This is a genomic window from Pontibacter cellulosilyticus, from assembly GCF_014306105.1.
Classification (GTDB): domain Bacteria; phylum Bacteroidota; class Bacteroidia; order Cytophagales; family Hymenobacteraceae; genus Pontibacter; species Pontibacter cellulosilyticus.
The window spans coordinates 439501-461097 of sequence record NZ_JACRVF010000005.1 but is presented as its reverse complement, the minus strand read 5'-3'; the positions used below and the strand labels follow the sequence as shown (position 1 = coordinate 461097).

The following is a 21597-nucleotide window of genomic DNA, read 5'->3' as shown; positions in this document are numbered from 1 at the left end:
ATATTTTTCGTCTTTGAACTACAATTAAAATTATAAAAACTTACAAAAGCAAATTAATGAAACACTATTTTACAGTTTTGTCCTGCTTTTCGCTTTCAAGTGGTAGCTCCGGCAGCTCTTCTTTCGGTTTCGGGAACAGCAGCGAAGCAATCACAGATACAGCCAGAATGCCTCCTACTACCATTAAAGCAATGCGCATATCCAGGTGGTAAATATCACTTATCAGTAGTTTAACTCCAATAAAGGTAAGTATAAGGGATAAGCCGTAGTGCAGGTAATGGAAGAGCTGCATGATACCCGCCAAGGCAAAGTATAAAGCCCGCAGCCCAAGCAACGCAAACACGTTGGAAGTATAAACAATGAAGGGGTCTTTTGAGATGGCAAGTATGGCCGGTATAGAGTCGGCAGCAAATACCACATCGGTACTCTCGATCATAACCAGTACCAGAAATAGCGGCGTGGCGAACAGCTTACCATTCTGCTTAACGAAGAATTTTCCGCCTACAGCTGCTTTGGTAACGCGCATGTGCTTGCTAACCCAGTTTACCAATGGGTTGTGCTCCGGGTCTATGTCCTGGTCTTTGGTAAAGGCCATCTTAATACCGGTATAAACCAAGAAAGCGCCAAGTATGTAAATAATAAAATGGAACTTGGCTATCAGGGCTACACCAACAACTATAAATATGGCTCTAAGCACAAGTGCCCCCAGCACTCCCCAGAACAGCAAATTGTGTTGATACTTTAGCGGTACTTTAAAATAATTGAAGATCAGAATGAAGACAAAGAGATTGTCTACACTCAGAGACTTCTCGATCAGGTAACCCGTCAGGAACTCAAGTGCAGAATCCTGTCCTTTCCAGAAATAGATCACTACGTTAAAGCCCAGTGCCAGCAGAATCCAGAACAAACTGGTAAGCAGCGCCTCCTTTATTTTTACCTCATGCTCTTTGCGGTGGAAAACGAACAGGTCGAGGCCCAGCAACAGTAGCACGAAAACATTAAATATGATCCAGAAGAAGATTTCATTCATAGTAAAAGACCGCACAGCGGGGATTGAAGCCAGGGCATAACTGCACCCTAACAAACAAATTTAAGCTAAAAGCTAGCTTGTTGTATACATTGGCGACAGAATGATTGCTGAATGAGACGAAATGCCGTCTGCACCAGACAAAGACTGTACCTGTAATGCCTTCATACACTATATTAACACTCAAAGATACTTTTGTAAGCCGCTTGTGGTTATTCATGAAATTACAAGCTTTATACTTCGTACCTATCAAAATGGCGGAAAATGCTGCTTACCTTCATCTTTAGTACTCCCAACACCGCCTCCTTAAAAATGCCGCTCGACATTTTAGATTCGCCTTTGGTGCGGTCGGTAAAAATAATCGGCACTTCCTTTATCTTAAAGCCATATTTGTAAGCCAGAAACTTCATCTCTATCTGGAAGGCATAGCCCACAAATCGGATTTTATTAAGTTGTATGGTTTTGAGCACTTTCTGACGGTAACACTTAAACCCGGCTGTGGTATCGTGGATGGGCATACCGGTTATCAGGCGAACATAGGAGCTGGCGAAGTATGACATCAGCACACGGCTCATAGGCCAGTTAACCACATTTACCCCTTGCACATAACGGCTTCCGATGGCTACATCATAACCCTCTACGGCGCAGGCATTGTACAGGCGTATCAGATCTTCAGGGTTGTGAGAAAAATCGCAGTCCATCTCGAAGATGTACTCGTATTTGTGGCGCAGGGCGTATTTAAAGCCGTGGATGTATGCAGTGCCCAGGCCAAGTTTACCTTTGCGGGTTTCCAGTTGCAGCCGGCCGGGGTACTCTAGTTGTAAGTCGCGCACAATGTCGGCAGTACCGTCAGGAGAACCGTCGTCTATGATCAAAAGATCAAAAGGATGGCTCAAAGACATTACTTTCCTAACCATTGCCTCTATGTTCTCCCGCTCGTTGTAGGTTGGGATGATAACCAGCGCGTCTTTCATTACGCAAATATAGGCAATCAGCTATTCACGAATAAGGGCCTCTTTAAATTAATTTTGTGAGCGAGTTCTTTCGAATGTTTTATACAGTTTGGCACCGATACCCCTGCCTGCCAATTAGCAGCAATAAAGAGCCCGTCCTGCTCCAATGTTTTGGCTATGTCGTGGGCATCTTCTATGTACAGATCGTATTGCGGAATGGAGTGCTCCCAGAGATGTGCGTACTGAAAAATGGGTTTATCTGCCGTTATGTCGTAAAGCCTGCGTAGTTCCTCGTGTACTTTTCGCATCTGCAAAGAGCGTTCTACCATTGCATTGGGTGCATACTGGCTACCTCCTACAAATGTAGTAAACATTACTTCATGGGGGCGGCAGCGTCCGTCGAACACAGAGCTAGTCCAGATGGATCCGGAGGCGAATGTACCTTCAGCTTTAGGGTGCAGCGCTCCAAAGCCTTTGAGGTGGTGGCCTACATCGTGGCGATTATATACGGTGTATACCATAGCCATAGGCGGATAGTTGATGTTTTGCAGTGCAGCCGCCATACCCGGGAATGTAAAGTGTAGCAGGTCGGCAGCTTGGTAGGCTGGTAAGGCCAGTACCAGTATATCATACTCCTCGGTGTCGTAATCGCCGGAGGAGGCGCAGGAAATAACATACTTACCATGGGCACGGGTAATCATTTCTACGCGGTGCTCTGTATGCACTGATACCAGTTTTTCGGCGATGGCATTAGGTAGCGTGCTCATGCCCTCCGCAAAGCTGAATACCTCTTGCCTGGAGTAAGAATCCTTGTGGTGTACTAAACCACGCAGCACCGAGCCATACTTTTTCTCCATTGCCTTTAGCTGCGGCATGGCCTTATGTACAAGCAACTGGTTTGGGTCGCCGGCATACAGACCGTTCACAAGCGGATTAACACCATACTCCACTACGCCTTTACCGAACCTGCGCTCAAAAAATTGCGAAATGGTTTCGTAATCAATATCGGCGGGTGGCACGTTCTTTTCCTGAAGTATGCGGTATTTTGTTTTCCAGGAGAAGAAGTTGTTAGACAGCAGCGAGAACGGAGAGGTGGGTAATTGGTGATAGTCGCCGTCGCGTAGCACATAACGCTGGTGGTCGAGCGGGGCAGCTGGCAGCAGTTCGTGCTCCAGTTTTAATTCCCTAATGAGTTCTCTAAGCTCAGTGGAGGTCTGCAAAGAGTTAGGCCCTAGCTCAAGAATATAACCACTGGTTTTAACTGTGCGCATCACACCGCCAACTTGTGAACCCGCCTCAAAAAGATCATAGGCAACTCCTAACTTCTGGAGATAGTAAGCTAAAGCCAATCCTGATATGCCTGCTCCAATTATAGCAACTCTCATACGCATAATTCCCAACAAACGTAACCCTCTTGGCTTTGGTCTAATAGTATTAGACTAGCTTTCGCGATTATCTGTTGCCTATATTCAGTTAATTTTTTTGATGTATTTGAAACGAAGAAATTCTAATTTTAGCACATCAATCATATTATTATAAGCATGCAGCAGCAGAAATGCGTTTTCCTGGACCGTGACGGAGTACTAAACAGAGAACGCGGAGAGTACACCTATAAATTGGATGATTTTGAAGTGCTTGCAGGCGTGCCTGAGGCGCTGCGCCTGCTGAAGGATAACGGATACCTGCTTATCGTGGTTACAAACCAAGCTGGCATTGCCAAAGAATTGTACAAAAAAGAAGATGTGCTAGCCTGCCACAACAAACTGCAGGACTGCACCGGCTCTTTGATAGATGCCATTTACTATGCTCCCGGCCACCCAAACTTTTCTGAGTCGCTTTCGCGCAAGCCCGATAGTTTAATGCTGGAGCGAGCCATGGCTAAGTATAATATTGACCCCGCCCAAAGCTGGATGATAGGCGACTCGGAACGGGACCTGCATGCCGCTGACAAAGTAGGAGTACGCTCTATACTTGTGGGGGATAAGTATGAGAAGGGTACACATGAGTACCAGGTGAAGGACCTGCTAGAGGCGGCCCGGCTTATACTTGCTGAAGTGAATGTTGAATAGCTTTCTTGCTTCACCTCTCTTTGTTAAGCTGCCAGTTTTGATTATACATGCTGCCCTTTAGCAGGAGTTGATAATTAGCTTCTTCAAGTGATAACATTGCTTAAGACTTAATTCCTGAAAGCAAAAGGGCGCCATGCAAGTATTTGCACGGCGCCCTGTTATTTATTTAAAAACTTTACACTAGTTACTGCTCGTCGGATTTATTTCTGAATAAGCTTTAACTACCATAATAGGAGTAGCCTCTACTTTCCGGCGGTACTCAGCCCATTGTGTAGTGAAAAACTGGTTTACTTTAGCTAAAGCCTCCCGCGTCATTACATCTGCCTGGGCTACCAACTGGGCTTCTGTTTGTGTTGGAGCATCTGAGCGGCCGTTTACGTAGGAGCTAGCTTCACGTAGCTTCGACACCACCGTCAGTTGGTATGGACGTCCGTAACCTTGCTTCTCCATCTTTTTGCCTACAATATCTTCTCTTATAGTTTTAAGAGAATCCTGTACCGCTTTGGTGGCCTTGCGCAGATCTGCGAACTCTTTTCCGTTTTTATCCTTCAGCTGAGCCATCATTAATTCTGTTGCAGCATTTGCCTCCTGAAGGCGATCGGTTGCTTCAGTTAGTTGGCTGATGTTTTGGTTCAATCTATCCTGAAGGTCACGACGGGCCATAAGCACCTCTTTGTTGAAAGGTATGCGCGGGTCTGGATTTACGTTAATGAAAGTCGAATCTTTAGCACCTGCATACTGGAACACCAGCTTATAACGGCCCGGCAGTACCTGGCTTCCGGACGGCTCCGCATCTGTTTTCTTAGGCTTATTGCTGCCCGGCTGGCGCAGTCCCTTCTCGGTCAGGTTCCAGGTCATGCGCTGTACGCCAAGGGTGCTATCCGGCACCTGCTGCAACGTACGGATGTGCTGATTCGCCTCGTTGTAAATGCGCACATATACTGTATCAGTTTTAACTGTTTTTTTAGTCTCTACTGCAGACGTAGCCGGGAGAGTTGTTGCCATTTGATCGCCTGTTTCCTTATTCACCGTCTTTTTCTTCTGTTGCTTTTTAGCAGGCTTAGAAGATGTAGGAGCTACATCAGCAGACTTCTTTTTCGGCTGGATGTAATACGTCAGGTTGACACCAGAGCGGCGATTCTCAGCTTGGTACAGGTTATCAGTGTCATTCATGTAACCAGCTGGGTTGCGGTAGTTAACCAGATAGGCATCAGATGCCTCAAAGGCTACAAGCGGCTGCTCTAACGCTTTGCCACCTGTAGCGGCCAGCTTACGAAGCGGACGAATATTATCTAACACAAAAATGGAGCGGCCAAAAGTGCCAACGACTAAGTCAGCCTCGCGTTCCTGCAGGGCAAGGTCCATCACAGGTGTGGCCGGTATACCTTGGTCCCATTGCGTCCATGATTTACCTGCGTTTATACTTACCCAAAGGCCGTGCTCTGTACCGGCAAACATTAGGTTTGGTTCAGTAGGGTCCTGCAAAAAGCTGAGGGCATAGCCTTTTACTTTTTTCTCATCTACCAGGCGTACCCAGCTTTTGCCATAGTCGGTGGTGCGGTAAATGTATGGCGCCAGATCAGAGCCCGCACGATAGTGGTTGGCTACCACAAAGGCCTCACCGGCATTATGGCGGGATGCAGTTATCTGCGGAATCCAAGCCTCTTTTGGCAAGCCAGGTATACGGCCGTTCACATTGGTCCAGGTCTTGCCTCCATCGCGGGTTAACTGCACGTTGCCGTCATCGGTACCAACCCAAATTACACCCTGCTGTAGTGTACTTGGAGCAATGGTAAGGATAGTATTATGGTTTTCGGCGCTGGTTACATCCAATGTTAAACCGCCGCTTTCATCCTGCTTTTGCTGTTCAGGGTTGTTGAGTGTGAGGTCTGGAGAGATCGTTTCCCATGTCATACCCTTGTCGTTAGACTTGTGCACGAATTGGCTACCGTAGTAGATGGTGCCTTTGTTAAACGGATCCTGGGCAATGGCGGCATTCCAGTTAAAGCGCAGCTTTGTTTTATAGTCAGCTATAGTGGGCTTCAGGAACTGCGTACGGCCTGTTTCTTTATCAAAGCGGGCCAAATTACCACCCTGCGACATCGCATAGCCATAGCGGGCATCTTCCGGATCAGGCATCACATCAAAACCATCGCCGTAGAGCACCACCTGCCAATCATAGTTGCGGATGCCTCCTTGTGCGAAGGTATAAGCCGGACCGGTCCAGGAGCCATTGTCCTGCAAGCCGCCGTAGATGTTGTAAGGTACTTCGTTATCAACGTTGATGTGGTAGAACTGCCCGATCGGGATTGTTTCGGGAAATGTCCAAGTTTTGCCTCTATCGCGGCTAATGGCCACTCCACCGTCATTGCCATCTATAATTAGGTTCGGGTTTTCCGGGTGTATCCAGAAAGCGTGGTGGTCGGCGTGCACTTTAGACAGATCGGCAATCACCTTGAAAGATTTGCCAGCGTCTTCGCTAACGGCAATAGGCTGATAAATCATGTACACGCGGTTCTCGTTTTTCGGATCTACAAAAATCTCGTTGAAGTAGAATGGACGGTTTGTCACGATAGAAGCATCATCAGTTACCTTGGTCCATTTCTCTCCACCATCGTCGGAGCGGTACAGGCCGTTTTTACTTGCTTCTACCAAAGCATAAATACGGCTTGGCATGCTGCGGCTCATGGCAATACCGATGCGGCCGAAGTCTCCTTTAGGCAAACCGTCTGCTTCGGTTTTCTTCTTCCAGCTTTTGCCTCCATCGTAGGTAATATATAAACCGGAACCGGCTCCGCCCGAAGTAAAGTCCCAGGCTGTGCGGCGGTGCTGCCACATGGCTACCACGAGCTTGTTCGGGTTGGTAGGGTCCATCACCATGTCGGCTACACCCGATTTCTCGTTGGTATAAAGCACCTGCTCCCAAGTTTTACCGCCATCAGTTGTTTTAAACACACCTCTTTCCTTGTGCTCACCAAAAGGCATACCGATTGCTCCGGCATATACTACATCCGGATTGGTCGGGTCGATGAGGATACGGTGGATGTTGAATGTTTTGTCGAGGCCCATGTGCTGCCATGTGCGGCCGCCATCTATACTTTTGTAGATGCCATTACCTATGTTAACGGAGTTACGCGGGTTGCCCTCGCCGGTGCCCACCCATAGCACGCTTGGGTTGCTCTGCTGGATGGCAATAGAACCAATGTTGATGTTAGGCTGGCTATCGAAGATCGGGTCCCAGGAAACGCCTCCGTTCTCGCTTTTCCAGACACCGCCGGATGCGGCACCTACATACATAACATCGGGGTTGCTGACCACGGCGTCAATGGCGGTGATACGGCCGCTCATCACGGCAGGCCCGATGCTACGGGCTTTCATCTGCTTGAACACAGCCGTAGGTAACTCCTGCGCCTGTGCCCCCGCCATACCTAGCATGGCAGCCAGGAGAAGATGGGGTAATTTTTTGTACATATAAAGTAAGGTTAGTTTAGGTTGATTTGTATAAGTAAATGTAATTAAGTTTTGATATAGTGTTCAATGAATGAACAAAATTTTGATCTATCGAAGAGTTGATTCTCTGGAAAAGGAGTAGGATACTTATACTTGTGCAGATTAGGTATTGTATTTTAGGATTGGCTTGTAAATAGAATCTGTGTTCTTCGGTCGATAAGACTGTATTGACAATTAAGTTTAGTATTTTATTAGTAGACTTGGTAAATCAAAATTAGCTTATCAATCATATAGATAATACAGATTGTAGAAGTAGGTACTCATATTAGTAGGTATTGTATCTGATACCCCAGCAATATTGAACAAGTGCAAGAAGCCGATAAACACGAGAGAGTTGTAGAAATGGTTATGAAAACAGAAATGCCTGAGAGTTCAATTTTGAAAAAGTATGGCAGCACCTTTGACTACGTTGATTATTATCAAAGTTCATTTATAGACAAAGAACAATCGATTGATGTAGATAAAATCGTGAAAATGTTCTTTACGAGCCCACCAAAATGGGTGAATGTCTTATTTACTCTGAGAAATAAGGTAGTGGGATTTTTAGGACTAAAAACACCGGACGGGATGGCTGAAAGACAGCAACAACTCGACAGCTTCAAATGTTAGCCAGGAGAACAACTTGGACTTTTTAAATTGTATGAAAGAACCGAAAATGAAGTCATTTCAGGCGAAGACGACAAACACCTGAGCTTTAGGTTTTCACTATTGCTTGATTAGCAGCACGACCAATCTGGAGGAAAGACTTTAACAATAACGACAACAGTAAAATACAACAACGTTTTTGGATAGCTCTATTTTTGCCTGTTCGTCCATTACATAAACACATTGTTGCGACGATGCTAAAAAGAGTGATACGACAAATAGAAGCTGAAAAAAAACGACCCGCTAATCTCGTATAGCTGCTATACGCAAATTGTTGATAAACTTAACAAAACAAAAAAACCGGCCCAAGAGCCGGTTTTAATATTTTAAAGCAGTGGCTTATACTTAGCCGTTTGCTCGGGTGTCTGTAGCAACTTTAGCAGTTACTGTGGTTTTTGTTGCTTGCTCAACTTTTGCATAGTTGTAGGCTGGGCAATACGTTTTGCAAGACGCCATACCAAGCGCTAAACATAAAGAACCTACTGCTAACACTCTTTTCATATTACTATCGTTTTGGGATTTGAGATCAAAAATATAACTTTTCAATTAAAAGCAAAAAGCGTTTACTAAAAAGTTTGTTTTCATGGTGTTATACTTCGTAGCCTAGTATGTTTAACATGCTTTCGTAACTCTGCTCCGGCGCAAACTGCCAGGTTTTCAAGTTACCGTCTTCATCACGGTCTACGAGTATATGTTGCGGCGATGGTATTAAACAATGCTTTATACCGCCATAACCGCTTAATTGTTCTTGATAAGCTCCTGTATGGAAGAAACCAATGTACAAAGGCTGCTCTTTTGGGGTTTTCGGCAGGAAAACCTGGAACGAGTGCATCTCAGAATTATAGTAGTCCTGGCTATCGCAGGTCATACCACCTAATTGTATTTTACGGTATTCCTTGTCCCAATGGTTTATGGCAAGCAGTGGCCAGCGCTGGTTAAGTGCCCATGCATCCGGCAGGTTTGTGATAAACGAGCCATCAATCATGTACCATAACTCCTTGTCGTTCTGTAGTTTCTCGTCGAGTACAGAGTAAATGTTGGCAGCACTTTCGCCTACGGTAAAAATTCCGAATTCAGTAAAAATATTTGGCTCCGGCACACCTTCCTCCGCACAGATGCGCTTAATGGTACGCAAAATCTCCTGCGTCATGTACTGGTAATCGTAATCAGCCTGAATAGAAGTTTTGATCGGGAAGCCACCACCGATATCTATCGTGTCCAGCTCCGGACATACTTTCTTTACCTCGGCATACTTATGTACAAAACGGCTAAGCTCCGACCAATAGTATGAAGTGTCCTTGATACCTGTGTTAATAAAGTAGTGAAGCATCTTCAGCTCAAACCTATCGTCTGGCTTTATCTGCTGCTCATACAGGTCTATCACATCGTTGTAGCGCACACCCAGGCGCGAAGTATAAAACTCGAACTTCGGCTCCTCGTCGGAGGCCAAACGTATACCTACTTTGGTTTTGTTTTTGACATGCTCTTTGTAATAATCTATCTCACCCAGGTGGTCAAGTATAGGCATGCAGTTCTTAAAGCCGTCGTTAATCAATTCAGTTATCCACTGGCGGTAACGCTCACGTTTAAAGCCATTGCAGATAATGTAAGTGTTCTTGTCAATCTTACCTTTTTTGTACAGCGCGCGCACTATCTGCATATCGTAACCAGAAGAGGTTTCAATATGTATATCGTTCTTCAGCGCCTCTTCCATCACAAAAGAGAAATGCGATGCTTTGGTGCAGTAGCAATAAGTATAAGTGCCTTTGTAATCCAGCTTTTCGATGGCCTCATTAAACAGGCGCTTGGCACGCTGAATCTGAGAACTTATCTTGGGCAGGTATGTTAATTTTAAAGGCGTGCCGTATTGCTTGATGATGTCCATCAGCGGAATGCCGTTGAACAAAAGCTCGTTATTCTCTACCTGGAATTCTTCTGTCGGGAAGTCGAACGTTTGATGAATCAGGTCGGTGTATTTATCCATTCTGTGATGTGTGGGTTAAGAAAACATGCAATATTGATTGTATTTTACCATCTTTGCAAAAACTTTGTTCAGATTATGTGAAACGTTCATAAATTTATTTACATCACACCCTTTTAAGGGCGATAGATAAACGAATGAGCTTTGGAGGTGGGGCAGATAAAATCTAAGAACTAACACATGAAAAAAATAAAACTGATAGAAGTAAAGTCTGAGTTAGGAGCCGGAACACGCGGCGCAAGTATGGGCGTTGATGCCCTGCGAGTGGCCTGCTGGGACAAAGGCTCAGACTACTTTAAGCGCTTTAACTCTGTTTCTGTTCCGGATCTGAATTATACTTTGTTCGATAAGGACGTTTTTCCGAACGCGCACCGCATCGACAGCATCCTGACGGTACAGAAAAACATCGCCAATGCCGTAGAGCAAACCATAGACATGGGTATGTTCCCATTGGTGCTTTCTGGCGATCACTCCAATGCACACGGTACTATTGCTGGCATAAAGGCTGCTTACCCGGAGGCAACGCTGGGCGTGATCTGGATAGACGCGCACGCCGACATCCACTCACCTTATACTTCGCCGTCGGGTAATGTGCACGGCATGCCGCTTGCCATGGCTCTTAACATCGATAACTTGGACCGCCAGATAAACGACCCGGAGCCGGAAACCATCTTCTTCTGGAATTCACTTAAAAAGTTAGGTTTTAACGGACCAAAACTGGAGCCTCGGCACCTGGTGTACATCGTAGTGCGCGATACCGAAGAGCCAGAAGATTACCTGATGCAGCAGCAGGGCATCAAGAACTATACTTATGCCGAGTTTACTCAGAAGGGAGCCGAACGCGTTGCCGACGAAGCTTTGGAGCGCTTGAAAGACTGCGACATAATTTATGTATCGTTTGACGTGGACAGCCTGGACTCTAAGTTTTCGAAGGGTACCGGAACACCGGTAGAGGTGGGACTGACGGTACAAGAGGCCAAGGAACTAAATTATCACCTGCTGCAGGACCCACGCGTGGTGTGCTACGAAATGACGGAGATAAACCCGACGCTTGACACCGAAAACACGATGGCCGAGAATGCCTTCGATATACTTGAGACAGCCACAGAGGCTATCTTGCACCGAGAATCTAAAAGTACAGCCATACATTAATGCAATTACAATACGCTATTAGCCAAAGTATAAGCCAGGCGCTTCAAGCTTTGTTCGATATTTCTGTTGATGCCTCTCAAATAGCCCTGCAGCCTACCCGCAAGGAGTTCGCTGGCTCATTTACGTTCGTTACTTTTCCTTACACCAAGCAGGTGGGCAAAGGCCCAGAGCAGATTGGGCAGGCCTTGGGTGAGTACCTGAAGGAAAACGCCAAAGAGATCAGGGATTTTAACGTGGTGAAAGGTTTCCTGAACCTGGAGGTAGAGGACACAGAGTGGCTGGCGCTGTTCCGCAACCTGATGCAGAACCCGAACTTCGGACAGGCGGAGGAAAGTGGACGCAATGTAATGGTAGAGTACTCTTCGCCAAATACGAACAAGCCATTGCACCTAGGCCACCTGCGCAATAACTTCTTAGGCTACTCTGTGGCCGAGATTATGAAGGCAAATGGCCACAACGTGATGAAGGTGAACCTGGTGAATGACCGCGGTATCCATATCTGTAAGTCAATGCTGGCTTACGAGAAAATGGGTAACGGCGAAACACCGGAGAGCAGCGGCATCAAAGGCGACCACTTGGTAGGTAAATACTACGTGTTGTTTGATAAGGGCTACAAAGAGCAGATAGACGAGTTGGTAGCGCAGGGCATGGACAAAGAGGAGGCGAAGAAAAAAGCCCCTTGGATGCTGGAGGCGCAGGATATGCTCCTGAAGTGGGAGCAAGGCGATGCGCACGTGGTTAACCTTTGGAAAATGATGAATAGCTGGGTTTACGCTGGCTTTGATCAGAGCTACCGCACCATCGGTGTTGATTTCGACAAGTTTTACTATGAATCTGAAACTTATACTTTAGGAAAAGAGCGCGTAGAGGAGGGGCTTCAAAAAGAAGTATTTTTTAAGAAAGATAACGGTTCTGTTTGGGTAGATCTGACGGATGATGGCCTTGATGAGAAACTACTGTTAAGAGCCGACGGCACTTCGGTATACATTACCCAGGACCTGGGCACAGCAGAACTAAAGTATACCGATTTTCCATACGACCAGTCGTTGTACGTAGTGGCTGATGAACAGAACTACCACTTCCAGGTACTGAAGGCAACACTGAAGAAATTAGGGAAGCCATACGCTGATGGTATTTTCCACCTGTCTTACGGTATGGTAGACCTGCCTTCTGGCAAGATGAAATCCCGTGAAGGTACCGTAGTGGATGCAGACGAGTTGGTGCAGGAGATGATCGATACCGCACGTCAGCAGACAGAGGAACTGGGCAAGATTGAAGGCTTTACGCCGGAGCAGGCGCAGGAGCTGTATCATACGTTGGCTCTGGGCGCCTTGAAATATTTCCTGCTAAAAGTAGACCCTAAAAAGCGCATGTTGTTTAATCCGCAGGAGTCGATTGATTTCCGTGGTAACACTGGCCCGTTTGTGCAGTACACACATGCCCGTATCTCAGCCATACTTCGTAAGGCAAGCGAAATGGGTATTGAGGTGGATGTTAACTCTTTCGGTAATGTAGAGAAGCTGCACGAAGTCGAACAGGAAGTTATCTCCCAACTGGTAAATTATCCTGCTGTTGTAAAAGAGGCTGGTAACCTGTATGCACCGTCTGTTATAGCAAACTATGCTTACGAGCTGGCTAAATCCTATAACCGCTTTTACCAGGAGATCTCCATCTTTAACGAGACGGATGAGCAGGCGCGTAGCTTCCGAATAGCCATGTCGGCCATGGTAGCACGCCTGATTCGCCAAAGTATGGCCTTGCTCGGCATCGAGGTACCGGAGCGAATGTAATTTCATTAAACAAAAAGATCATCATACTGTTTCTGCATAAGTATAACCAAACCTAAATGAACAAGAGCATTGCTTTCTTAACTATGGCTGTTGCAGTCGCATTTACTGCCTGCAAAGAGCCAAATCAAGCAACTAAATCAACGGAAGAAACTATGGCAACAGAAACAGCATCAAACACAGCAATTAAAAGCGATTTCTATAACTTTAAAATGGAGTCGCTGACTGGCAAAGAAATCGATTTTTCGCAGTACAAAGGCAAAAAGGTATTGCTGGTAAACACGGCATCGGAGTGTGGTTACACGCCGCAGTACGAAGATCTGCAGAAACTAAACGAGCAGCACGGCGATAAGGTAGTTATACTTGGTTTCCCGGCAAACAACTTTGGCGGTCAGGAGCCGGGCAGCAATGAAGATATTGCGAGCTTCTGCCAGAAAAACTATGGCGTAACGTTCCAGATGTTTGAGAAGATCTCTGTTAAAGGCGAAGACAAGCACCCGCTTTATACTTGGCTGGCCCAGAATGCGCCGAACAATGAAGAGCCAAACTGGAACTTCTGCAAGTACCTGGTAAATGAAAACGGTGAAGTAGTGGCTTTTTTCCCATCTAAGGCAAAACCAATGGGAGAGGAGATTCTTGCTGCTATCCAAAAGTAGTTTTATACTTGCCGCTGTAAATTTTACACAGCATACTCATTTATACTTTGAACAACACATCACAGAACATATCCCAGAATCCAGGCTTGTTAAAGACCTGGATTTCGGCTTTTAGGCCACGTACACTTCCGCTGGCTCTTTCCTGTATTGGTATGGGAGGGTTTATGGCGGCTGCCTATGGCTCCTTTAATAGCACCATTGTAGCCCTATGTGTGCTTACCACGCTTTTCCTGCAAATACTCTCCAACTTGGCCAACGACTACGGCGACACCAAGCACGGCGCCGACAGCGAATACCGCGAAGGACCTATGCGTGCCGTACAAGCGGGGCACATAAAAGCGGAGCATATGAAAACCGGTATGGTGGTTTTTAGTTTGCTGTCGTTGGTATCGGGGCTTTTGCTGCTGTGGGTAGCCTTCGGAACAGAGGGAGTGCTTTTGTTTATACTTTTCCTGGCTTTAGGCCTTGCTTCTATCTGGGCAGCTATCAACTATACGGCTGGTGATAAACCTTATGGTTATGCTGGTCTAGGCGATATTTTTGTATTTGTGTTTTTCGGTTTGGTAGGTGTGCTAGGTACCTATTACCTCCAGGCACAGGAGTTGCAAACGTTGGTTATACTTCCCGCCCTGATCTGTGGCTTCTTTTCTACAGCTGTACTTAACGTCAACAACATCCGAGACATTAAATCTGATACTTTGGCAGGTAAACAGTCTATCCCTGTACGCCTAGGGCCGCAAAAGGCACGGGTATATCATTTGCTACTATTATCTGGTGGCGTGCTTAGTGCAGTGCTCTATGTGGCACTTAATTTTTATAGCTATTGGCAGCTGCTGTTTATACTTGCCTTACCACTTGTTGCTTTAAATGGAATAAATGTGTGGCGCAAACAGACATCTAAAGAGCTTGATCCTTATTTAAAGCAGATGGCAATGACAACACTCTTGTTTGTGCTGCTGTTTGGACTTGGGCAGGTATTTTAAAGTTAAAACGTAATAATTAATCGAAGCCGAATCTAACAAGATTCGGCTTTTTTATTGTTGTAACATTGTATTATTTCTTTAAAAGCAAATGCAAATATTGAACTTTAGAAGGAAGTTGAAAGTTGGGAATTTGATTCTGATCTCCAACTTTTTAAGTATAGACACATTTTTCTAAAACCGCTAACTCTAAAGTATGAAGTATAATTTTACGCAGCTCTCAAAAGTTTATGTTTCTTTAGTACTGGTTGGGTTGCTCACCTGGTCTCATGCAAATGCTCAGGTAAGTATGGGAAAGTATAATACTTACTATAGTCAAAATTTTGATTTGCTTCCTAATCAGACAAATGGCACTTGGGCTAGCGGCACCGAATATTTTACTGGGTGGCAGCTGCATCGTACTAAACCTGCTTATACATCCTTGACAGTTAATACTGGTACAAGCAACACCGGCGGTCTTTATAGCTATGGTGCTTCAGGAGCCTCAGACAGAGCACTGGGATCTATCGGTTCCGCGACTTATGGTGAGTTTGCTTATGGCTTACTGCTACAGAACAATACAGGCAGTGACATTAGAGCCTTAGATGTAAATTATGTCGGAGAGCAGTGGCGCAGTGCCAATAGTACGACCGGGATTCATAAAGTTACTTTTTGGTATGCCATCAGTAGCGATAAAAGTAGCTTTAACCTATGGCCAACTGGCGACGCAGGCTGGACGCAGGTAAATGAGCTTACTTTTTTCTCATCGGTTTATCATTCTGCTGGCTCACCGCTAAATGGCAATGATGCAGCTAACCGTAGAATGCTATTCTATACGTTGGCTGTCAATATACCAGCAGGGCACTATATAATGCTTCGCTGGAAAGATGCCGATGAACCAGAGGCAGATCATGGCCTTGCTATAGATGATTTCAGCCTTACCTGGAGAACAGATGCGGATTCAGGACCTGCTATTATGCCGGTAGAACTCAAAAGCTTTACTGCAAAAGCCAAGAGTAGTATGGTTGAGCTCAATTGGCAAACTGCCTCTGAAGAAAATAATGATCATTTTGTTGTGGAGCGCAGCTCTGACGGACTTTTTTTTGAAGGGATAGGCGTGGTAAACGGTGCAGGAAACTCTAATCAAGAAAATAGCTATGTGCTTTGGGATGAGCACCCTTTAACCGGTACTTCCTACTATCGTTTAAAGCAAGTTGATACAAATAGTGGTTATACTTATTCTTCTATTGTAAGTATAACCTTAGGGTCAGGAAAACGTGAGGTGCTGGTTTATCCTACCGTAACAGACGAAACGCTGAACATACTGCTTCCTGGTTCCCAAAAGTATAGCCAAGCTGTCGTGTTGGATGTGATGGGTAAACAAATACTACAGGTGACACTAGCAGCGGCAAAAGAGCACAAAATCAATGTTAGTAGTTTAAGCAGTGGTACTTATGTGCTGGTGCTTCAGGACGTTAAAGGAAATAGGGCAGCTAAGCGCTTTAAGAAAGTGTAAGTGTTCAGAGATGTTACAAACAGAAGGGGCAGCTACTCAGTAGCTGCCCCTTCTGTTTGTATATAACTGCTATTTTCGATCTACACCGAGAAGCTGTCGCCGCATCCGCAGGTACGGGAAGCGTTGGGGTTGTTAAAGAAGAAGCCTTTACCGTTTAAGCCGTCCGAAAAATCAAGCTCGGTGCCTGCCAAGTATAAAAAGCTCTTCATGTCCACTACTACTTTCACGCCTTTATCCTCAAACTCCTGATCCATGGGTTTTACCTCATCGTCAAAGTCCAGCTTATAAGAAAGGCCTGAGCAGCCGCCACCTGTAACAGATGCGCGCAAACGGAATGAGTCATCTAGCTGAGCGTCCTGCTTCAGCTTATATACTTTCTCTTTCGCTTTGTCTGATACTGTGATCATAATCTTTTCCTTTTAAGAGACCGGGTTAAGTACGACACTAAAAACAGTGATCGTATTCATATCGCGGCCATAGTATAATTTATCAAGGGCCTCATACATATTACGTGCCCTGAAGTAAGATGTCTGTAACTCTTTATCATCGCGGGCCATCCACTGCACGGTGTACGAACTTTCTTTTTCACGGTAGCTCTGCACATAGCTAAGCATTTTACGCAGCACATCCACTTTGTCATAACCTGTTTCTGAGTGAAACAGGAAAGACTGCTGGTGGCGCGGGTTTACCGTAATCAAGTCGAGGCGCAGCTTGTTGTCTATCTGTCTGAATTCAAAAAGCAGACTGTTGCCGCTTATACCTAAGTGGTTCTCAATCTGCTTTTGAATACGTGCACTTTCTACGTGCACATCCGTGCTTGACTCCATTGAGTCTTGTTCTTAGTGGTGAGACTTAGGCAACTCTAATGCTGGCAAACCGTTCTTTACTCTGTAGTCGTTGATGGCAGTTTTAATAGCATCTTCGGCAAGTACAGAGCAGTGAATTTTAACCGGCGGCAATGCCAACTCTTCTACGATATCCATGTTGTCGATAGAAAGAGCCTCGTCTACCGTTTTGCCTTTTAACCACTCTGTTGCCAGAGAAGAAGAGGCGATAGCAGAACCACAGCCAAATGTTTTAAACTTAGCATCGGTAATTACCTGGTTCTCGTCTACCTCAATCTGCAGGCGCATTACGTCACCGCACTCAGGGGCACCTACAAGACCAGTACCAACGTTATTTTTTGATTTGTCAAGCGTACCTACGTTACGTGGGTTGCTATAATGATCAATTACTTTATCTGAATAAGCCATAGCTTTTGTTTAATTAGAAATTAAAAATTATGAATTAGAAATTATACTTTAGAATTTAAGAATTAGAGCGATTACAAGAGCATCATCTCTAATTCCTAATTTCTAATTCTAGTCTTAGTGTTCTGCCCACTCAATAGTGTCCAGATCTATACCTTCTTTAAACATCTCCCAAAGCGGAGACATTTCGCGTAGCTTGCTCACTGCTTCTTTTACGTGATCGATGGCAAAGTCGATCTCCTCATCCGTCGTGAATCGGCTCAAGCCAAAACGTAATGAAGAGTGTGCCAAGTCATCGCTCAAGCCTAGAGCCTTTAATACATAAGACGGCTCTAGAGAGGCAGAAGTACAGGCAGATCCTGAAGATACTGCCAGGTCTTTTACACCCATCATCAAGCCTTCACCTTCTACATACTTAAAGGAAATGTTAGAAACGTGTGGCAGGCGGTGCTCTACAGAACCGTTCACATAAGACTCCTCAATCGTAAGAAGCTCCTTCTCTAAGCGGTCGCGCATAGCCGATATACGCTTGGTGTCAGATTCCATGTCCTGCTTTGCGATCTCGGCAGCTTTGCCTAGGCCAACAATGCCAGGTACGTTTAGTGTACCAGAACGCATGCCGCGCTCATGGCCACCACCATCCATCTGGGCAGTAACTTTAACACGTGGGTTTTTACGGCGCACATAAAGCGCACCTACACCCTTAGGGCCATACATTTTGTGACCAGAGAAAGCCATCAGGTCAATACCATCAGCTTCTACATCTACAGGAATTTTGCCTACTGCCTGCGTACCATCTGTAAAGAACAGAATACCGTGCTTTTTAGCAATGGCAGAGATTTCACGCATTGGTTGAATTACACCAATTTCGTTGTTAGCATACATCACAGAGATAAGGATTGTCTTGTCTGTAATGGCTTCTTCCAACTGCTTCAGGTCTACAAGGCCTTCTGCATCAACAGGAAGATAAGTTACTTTGCCGCCTAACTTTTCAATGTGCTTGCAAGTATCCAGTACTGCTTTGTGCTCTGTAGTAAGCGTAATAACATGATTACCTTTGGATGCATACATTTCGAACACCCCTTTTATAGCAAGGTTGTCCGATTCTGTCGCTCCAGACGTAAAGATGATTTCTTTTGGAGAACAATTGATTAAAGCTGCGATTTGCTCGCGGGCATAATCAACGGCCTCTTCGGCCTGCCAGCCAAAAGCGTGGTTACGAGATGCAGCGTTACCAAACATTTTAGTCATGTAAGGCAGCATGGCATCCAACACGCGTGGGTCTAATGGCGTAGTGGCGTTGTTATCCAGGTATATTGGTAATGTTAGCATATAATTCGATTTTCTCTACTTTTTGTCCTGTTATCTAAACAGTTTAAAGAAATTATTAGTTTTGAATCGGATGCAAAATTAACAAAAAAACCTTACTTAGACTAATTACAAACTGAAAATGAAAAACGTAGAACATATAGGGATCGCAGTCAAAAATTTTAGCGAGGCAAACGGTTTATACTTTAAACTATTAGGGGTAGAGCCTTATAAAACTGAGTTTGTAGAATCAGAAAATGTGAACACTTCCTTCTTTAAAGTAGGCGGTACAAAAATAGAGTTGCTGGAGGGCACAACACCTGATAGCGCTATTAGTAAGTTTATTGAGAAGCGTGGGGAAGGTATACACCACATTGCCTTTGAAGTAGAAGACATTTATGCTGAAATGGAGCGTCTTAAGAAAGAGGGATTTACGTTGCTAAACGAGCAGCCCAAAAAAGGAGCTGACAACAAACTGGTTTGTTTCGTACATCCTAAAAGCGCCAACGGCGTGTTAGTAGAATTGACACAGGAAATACGTTAAACTGTTGATTTTTAATGCAGATTGTTTTTTCTGCATTTAACGATCGATGATTAACAATTTTCAATCGACAATTAACAAATAAAACTATGAGCCAATTAGTAAAAGAGATACAAGCCGCTGAGGAAGAGGTAATCTTGGGAAACGTTATACTTTACCCTACCGATACCGTGTGGGGTATTGGCTGCGATGCCGAGAATGCTGAGGCGGTTAGAAAGATATTCAAGATAAAAGAGCGCGAAGAATCTAAAACAATGATCCTGTTGATGGCAGACTTAGACATGTTAAAACATTATGTTGAAAAGGTGCCGGAAGATCTGGAGAAGCTGATTGAGGAGCAGGAGAGACCCACTACATATGTGCTGTTAGGCGCCACTAATCTACCTCAAGAAGTTATTGCCGAGGATGGAAGTATAGCGGTTCGCATTACGAAAGATGAATTTAGCCACCGGTTAGTGCGGCAGATTGGCAGACCTTTGGTTTCTACCTCTGCCAATATTAGTGGTGAGAACACAGCTGAATCTTTTAAAGATATCTCTGATAAGATTAAGGAGCGGGTAGACCATGTGGTGCGCTGGCAGCAGGACGAAGAAGTGAATACTAAGCCATCTCGTATTGTTAAAGTTGAGCCAAGTGGTAAGCAGACTGTAATCCGGGATTAGTAGCCTATACTTTGTTTTAAGTAACGCTTTCGATATAATACCTTATTTTTGCACCTCAGGCCGCTAAACTGTAGCCTGAGGTGTTTGCTTTTACTGATGGAGAAAATAATATTACCGGAACATTCCATATTTGAAGTAGTGGCAGAGGCTGCTGCAGAATTAGGTGTAGAAGCCTATGTAATTGGAGGTTTCGTACGCGACCTAGTGCTTAAAAGACCATCTAAGGATATAGATGTAGTATGCGTTGGCGATGGCATAGCCTTGGCAACTGCTGTAGCGCTAAAGCTTCCGCACAGGCCTAAAGTATCAATTTTTAAGAATTTTGGTACTGCCATGCTCCGCGACCGCGACTGGGAGGTTGAGTTTGTAGGGGCAAGAAAGGAATCATACCGAGAGCACTCCCGCAAGCCGGAGGTAGAAATTGGCACACTGGATGATGACCTGAAACGCCGCGACTTTACCATTAATGCGCTAGGTATTAGCTTAAACAAAGAGAATTATGGTGAGCTGATTGATGAGTTTGGCGGCATTAAGGACATGAAGCGCCAGATCATCCGAACACCTTTAGCGCCTGGTATAACCTTTTCTGATGATCCGCTGCGCATGATGCGCGCCATACGCTTTGCCTCCCAACTAGGCTTTGATATAGATCCAGATACGTTTGATGCCATCATGGACTATAAAGATCGCATCAAGATTGTATCGGGTGAACGGATTATTGATGAGCTGAACAAGATCATACTTTCGCCAAAGCCAAGCTACGGGTTTAAGCTGCTGTTTGCCTCTGGTTTGCTGCACCTCATCTTCCCGAAAATGGTAGAGTTACAGGGCGTGGAGACCATTAACGGCAACTCTCACAAAGACAATTTCTACCATACCTTACAAGTACTGGACAATGTAGCCGAAGTATCAGATGACCTCTGGCTGCGCTGGTCTGCAATTATGCACGACATCGCTAAACCTGATACCAAACGTTACCACCCCAAGGCCGGCTGGACTTTCCATGGCCACGAAGATAGAGGTGCGCGCATGGTGCCTAAGCTGTTCCGCGACCTGAAGCTGCCCCTGAACGAGCACATGAAGTTTGTGCAGAAGCTGGTAAGGCTGCACTTGCGCCCAATTGCGCTGGTAAAAGAAACTGTTACAGATTCGGCTATCAGAAGGCTTTTATTTGAAGCCGGTGACGATATTGATGCGCTGATGAAGCTTTGCCGTGCCGATATCACCTCTAAAAATGACACCAAGGTAAAGCGTTACCTGCAAAACTTTGATAAGGTAGAAAAGCGACTGGTAGAGGTGGAGGAGAGTGATAAGCTTCGCAACTTCCAGCCTGTGATTACCGGCGAAATCATCATGGAGACCTTTAACCTGATGCCGTCCAAAACAGTAGGGGAGTTAAAAGAATTACTCACCGAGGCTATACTTGAAGGGAAGGTGCGGAACGAGTTTAAAGATGCTTATGCCTTTCTGCTGAAAGAGGGGGAGAGAAAAGGGCTTCAGGTGGCAAAGCTGATTACTATAGATGAAGAAGGAGTGTAGCGGAGTCGGTGCATCCTCACGCTATAATTTTACAAATAACTT

Annotated in this window: 19 protein-coding genes; 10 read left to right on the top strand and 9 right to left on the bottom strand. The window is 45.2% G+C overall.

Annotation, left to right across the window (positions count from 1 at the left end; genetic code table 11):
- Positions 1-64: 64 nt before the first annotated feature.
- The 3 genes from H8S84_RS17490 to hemG all read right to left on the bottom strand — a co-directional run bounded on the left by H8S84_RS17490 (position 65) and on the right by hemG (position 3365).
- Positions 65-1030 (bottom strand): TerC family protein, encoded by a 966-nt coding sequence (locus H8S84_RS17490; RefSeq protein ID WP_187068654.1) that lies wholly within the window; start codon positions 1028-1030, stop codon positions 65-67.
- Positions 1031-1260: 230 nt separating this feature from the next.
- Positions 1261-2001, bottom strand: a complete 741-nt coding sequence (locus H8S84_RS17485) for a polyprenol monophosphomannose synthase (RefSeq protein ID WP_187068653.1) — start codon at positions 1999-2001, stop codon at positions 1261-1263.
- A 17-nt stretch (positions 2002-2018) separates the two neighbouring features.
- A complete protein-coding gene (gene hemG / locus H8S84_RS17480; protein ID WP_187068652.1) occupies positions 2019-3365 on the bottom strand; it encodes a protoporphyrinogen oxidase in 1347 nt (448 codons plus the stop codon).
- Between the two features lie 156 nt (positions 3366-3521).
- On the opposite strand from hemG, the gene H8S84_RS17475 reads away from it, so the two are divergent.
- Positions 3522-4049 carry a D-glycero-alpha-D-manno-heptose-1,7-bisphosphate 7-phosphatase gene (locus tag H8S84_RS17475; protein WP_187068651.1) on the top strand — a complete coding sequence of 176 codons (528 nt, stop codon included), beginning with the start codon at positions 3522-3524 and terminating at the stop codon, positions 4047-4049.
- 180 nt (positions 4050-4229) lie between these two features.
- On the opposite strand, the gene H8S84_RS17470 is transcribed toward H8S84_RS17475, so the two are convergent.
- On the bottom strand, positions 4230-7520 hold the full coding sequence (locus tag H8S84_RS17470; protein WP_187068650.1) for a WD40/YVTN/BNR-like repeat-containing protein: 3291 nt from the start codon (positions 7518-7520) through the stop codon (positions 4230-4232).
- 345 nt (positions 7521-7865) lie between these two features.
- On the opposite strand from H8S84_RS17470, the gene H8S84_RS17465 reads away from it, so the two are divergent.
- Positions 7866-8168 carry a DUF2867 domain-containing protein gene (locus tag H8S84_RS17465; RefSeq protein WP_187068649.1) on the top strand — a complete coding sequence of 101 codons (303 nt, stop codon included), beginning with the start codon at positions 7866-7868 and terminating at the stop codon, positions 8166-8168.
- Positions 8169-8793: 625 nt separating this feature from the next.
- Here the strand turns inward: H8S84_RS17465 and H8S84_RS17455 are convergent.
- The gene (locus H8S84_RS17455; protein ID WP_187068648.1) at positions 8794-10188 is read right to left on the bottom strand and encodes a type III PLP-dependent enzyme domain-containing protein; all 1395 of its coding nucleotides are present in this window, start codon (positions 10186-10188) and stop codon (positions 8794-8796) included.
- Positions 10189-10365: 177 nt separating this feature from the next.
- Between H8S84_RS17455 and rocF the strand changes: the two genes are divergently transcribed.
- The 5 genes from rocF to H8S84_RS17430 all read left to right on the top strand — a co-directional run bounded on the left by rocF (position 10366) and on the right by H8S84_RS17430 (position 16255).
- Positions 10366-11337 (top strand): arginase, encoded by a 972-nt coding sequence (gene rocF / locus H8S84_RS17450; protein WP_187068647.1) that lies wholly within the window; start codon positions 10366-10368, stop codon positions 11335-11337.
- Positions 11337-13127 (top strand): arginine--tRNA ligase, encoded by a 1791-nt coding sequence (gene argS, locus H8S84_RS17445; RefSeq protein WP_187068646.1) that lies wholly within the window; start codon positions 11337-11339, stop codon positions 13125-13127. Before rocF ends, argS begins: the two co-directional genes overlap by 1 nt.
- A gap of 56 nt (positions 13128-13183) precedes the next feature.
- Positions 13184-13780: a glutathione peroxidase gene (locus H8S84_RS17440; RefSeq protein WP_187068645.1), complete on the top strand. Its 597-nt coding sequence runs from the start codon at positions 13184-13186 to the stop codon at positions 13778-13780.
- 47 nt (positions 13781-13827) lie between these two features.
- On the top strand, positions 13828-14763 hold the full coding sequence (locus H8S84_RS17435; RefSeq protein ID WP_230407235.1) for a 1,4-dihydroxy-2-naphthoate polyprenyltransferase: 936 nt from the start codon (positions 13828-13830) through the stop codon (positions 14761-14763).
- A 193-nt stretch (positions 14764-14956) separates the two neighbouring features.
- On the top strand, positions 14957-16255 hold the full coding sequence (locus tag H8S84_RS17430) for a T9SS type A sorting domain-containing protein (RefSeq protein ID WP_187068644.1): 1299 nt from the start codon (positions 14957-14959) through the stop codon (positions 16253-16255).
- 80 nt (positions 16256-16335) lie between these two features.
- Here the strand turns inward: H8S84_RS17430 and H8S84_RS17425 are convergent, their stop codons facing one another.
- The 4 genes from H8S84_RS17425 to H8S84_RS17410 form a co-directional block, all read right to left on the bottom strand.
- Positions 16336-16662, bottom strand: coding sequence for a HesB/IscA family protein (locus H8S84_RS17425; protein WP_187068643.1), 327 nt, complete (start codon positions 16660-16662; stop codon positions 16336-16338).
- 12 nt (positions 16663-16674) lie between these two features.
- On the bottom strand, positions 16675-17082 hold the full coding sequence (locus H8S84_RS17420; RefSeq protein ID WP_187068642.1) for a hypothetical protein: 408 nt from the start codon (positions 17080-17082) through the stop codon (positions 16675-16677).
- A gap of 12 nt (positions 17083-17094) precedes the next feature.
- Positions 17095-17508, bottom strand: a complete 414-nt coding sequence (iscU, locus tag H8S84_RS17415) for a Fe-S cluster assembly scaffold IscU (protein ID WP_187068641.1) — start codon at positions 17506-17508, stop codon at positions 17095-17097.
- Between the two features lie 114 nt (positions 17509-17622).
- Positions 17623-18837, bottom strand: a complete 1215-nt coding sequence (locus H8S84_RS17410; protein ID WP_187068640.1) for an IscS subfamily cysteine desulfurase — start codon at positions 18835-18837, stop codon at positions 17623-17625.
- 118 nt (positions 18838-18955) lie between these two features.
- Between H8S84_RS17410 and mce the strand changes: the two genes are divergently transcribed.
- The 3 genes from mce (at position 18956) to H8S84_RS17395 (ending at position 21555) form a co-directional block, all read left to right on the top strand.
- Positions 18956-19357 (top strand): methylmalonyl-CoA epimerase, encoded by a 402-nt coding sequence (gene mce / locus H8S84_RS17405; protein WP_187068639.1) that lies wholly within the window; start codon positions 18956-18958, stop codon positions 19355-19357.
- Between the two features lie 86 nt (positions 19358-19443).
- The gene (locus H8S84_RS17400) at positions 19444-20016 is read left to right on the top strand and encodes an L-threonylcarbamoyladenylate synthase (RefSeq protein ID WP_187068638.1); all 573 of its coding nucleotides are present in this window, start codon (positions 19444-19446) and stop codon (positions 20014-20016) included.
- 96 nt (positions 20017-20112) lie between these two features.
- Complete coding sequence (locus tag H8S84_RS17395; protein WP_187068637.1) at positions 20113-21555, top strand: CCA tRNA nucleotidyltransferase; 1443 nt, start codon at positions 20113-20115, stop codon at positions 21553-21555.
- Positions 21556-21597 lie beyond the last annotated feature (42 nt).